The 2,539-nt window shown below is 63.0% G+C and carries 1 protein-coding gene and 1 pseudogene; both read left to right on the forward strand.

From position 1 onward, the window contains the following. Positions 1 to 19: 19 nt before the first annotated feature. Complete coding sequence (glnA, locus tag LQV45_RS25465) at positions 20 to 1,444, forward strand: type I glutamate--ammonia ligase (RefSeq protein WP_230009417.1); 1,425 nt, start codon at positions 20 to 22, stop codon at positions 1,442 to 1,444. 154 nt (positions 1,445 to 1,598) lie between these two features. Next, positions 1,599 to 2,539 (forward strand): annotated as a pseudogene (locus LQV45_RS25470) (hypothetical protein); the annotation flags it as partial.

Below are 2,539 nucleotides of genomic sequence, written 5' to 3' on the forward strand. Positions count from 1 at the left end.
ATATGCGTAAGGAGCATAGATGTTCAAGACTGCGGACGAAGTCCTCAAGTTCATCAAGGACGAAGACATCAAATTCGTCGATATCCGCTTCACCGATCTCCCGGGCGTTCAGCAGCACTTCAACGTGCCTGCCAAGAGCGTTGACGCCGACTTCTTCGTCAACGGCCAGCTTTTCGACGGATCTTCGATCCGCGGCTTCCAGGGCATCGCCGAGTCTGACATGCAGCTCATCCCGGACGTCACGACGGCGTTCATCGACACGTTCCGCCTGGAGAAGACCCTTGCACTGAACTTCTCGATCGTGAACCCGCGTACCGGTGACCCGTACCACCGCGATCCCCGCGGCGTGGCCGAGAAGGCGGAGGCCTACCTGGCTTCGACCGGCATTGCCGACACCGCTTTCTTCGCTCCCGAGGCCGAGTTCTTCGTCTTCGACAACGTCCAGTACCAGTCCTCCCCGCAGGGCAGCTTCTACAAGATCGACTCCGAGGAAGCACACTGGAACTCGGGCCGTGAGGAAGAGGGCGGAAACCTCGGCTACAAGACCCCGGTCAAGGGCGGATACTTCCCGGTCTCCCCCACCGACAAGCAGGCCGACCTGCGCGACGCCATGTGCGTTGCCCTGGACGAGGCCGGCCTTGAGGTCGAGCGCAGCCACCACGAAGTCGGCTCCGCCGGACAGGCTGAAATCAACTACAAGTTCACCACCCTGACCCACGCGGCTGATGACCTGCAGAAGTTCAAGTACGTCATCAAGAACACCGCCGATGCCTGGGGCAAGTCCGTGACCTTCATGCCGAAGCCTGTCTTCGGTGACAACGGCTCGGGCATGCACTGCCACCAGTCGCTGTGGACCGGCGGCGAGCCGCTGTTCTACGACGAGAAGGGCTACGCCGGCCTGTCCGACACCGCCCGCTGGTACATCGGTGGCCTGCTGAAGCACTCCTCCGCTGTCCTGGCCTTCACCAACCCGACGGTGAACTCCTACCGCCGCCTGGTCAAGGGTTTCGAAGCCCCGGTCAACATGGTTTACTCGCAGGGCAACCGCTCCGCCGGTATCCGTATCCCGATCACGGGGCCCAATCCGAAGGCCAAGCGCATCGAGTTCCGCGCGCCGGACCCCTCCTCCAACCCGTACCTGGCGTTCGCTGCCCAGCTGATGGCCGGCATCGACGGCATCCGTAACCGGATCGAACCCCCGGCTCCGATCGACAAGGACCTCTACGAGCTCCCGGCCGAAGAAGCCAAGGACATCCCCAAGGCTCCGGGCACCCTCGAGGAGGCCCTGGATGCACTGGCCGAGGACAACGAGTTCCTGCAGGCCGGCGGCGTCTTCACCCAGGACCTGATCGACACCTGGATCGAGTACAAGTACGAGAACGAGATCCGTCCGCTTTCGCTGCGCCCGAACCCGTACGAGTTCGAGCTCTACTACGGCGTCTAGTCCCAAGGGGCCACGCACCGCACAGCGCCAGGAGAGTCCGTCCGGTCTGCCACACATGGCAGCCCGGACGGGCTCTTTTGCTTGCCCGGAAATATCCGTCATAAGTCGGTCTTGATTCATCGATAGAGCGCCATCCTTCTTGTAGCATTTCCCTTTGTCCCTTCCCGGTCACGCGAAGGGCACTATTTTGGGGGAAAATTTGAAAAGCACTCTGTCGCGTGCGGCTTCAGCCGTCGGCGCCGCTATTATCTTGTCCACTATCGGCTTCGCCGGCCCGGCCCAGGCGGCCGTCGCCTGCTGGGACTCCGCAACCGGGCATAGGTGCCGGGACTTCGGCGAGGGTGCCACGGGCCGCACCATGGTCCGGGCGTTGGAGCGCCCGACCTTCACTGGCATCCTCAAGGCAGGACAGACACTCACGTCGTATCCCGGCGAATGGGAACGGGCGCAAACGCTGAAGTATCAGTGGCTGCGCGACGGGGTCAACATCCCCGGCGCCCAGGGCGAAACTTACGAGATCACGGCGCCCGACGACGGCCGGTCCCTAACGCTGCGCGTGACTGGGTCCGCCCCTGGGCTCAAGGATGGGGTGGAGACTACCCTGCCGTCCCCGAAGGTCAGTGCAACCAACACCGCAGCGTATACGGCCCGGCCAGCCATCATCATTACCGGCGAGGCTCCATCTGTGTCGGGTTGGACGAGGGTCGGATTCTCGTTGGACGTCGACGATTTGGGCACCTGGTCCACCGACGTTGTGGCGTTGCAGTGGCAAGCCGATGGGGTGGACATCGAGGGAGCCACCACCGACAGCTACAAGATCAGGACTGCCGACCTGGGCAAAGTGGTTACCCTCAAGGTGACCGGCGGCGGCCCAAGCCAAGGCAGCGTATCGAAGTCAAACACGTCCACGGTCGTTACCCGCGGGTATATCGAGCCCACAGATGAAATGTGGCTTTCTGGCGGCTCCACGGTCGGCGATACTCTCAGTGTGGAGGGCAGCGGCGGCTGGTACGCCGACGGTGAGCCGATTTCCCTCCTCTATCAGTGGGAGCGGGACGGCCAGCCGATCACCGGGGCCACCGCACCCACCTACAC

The organism is Microbacterium sp. Bi128, from assembly GCF_918698205.1.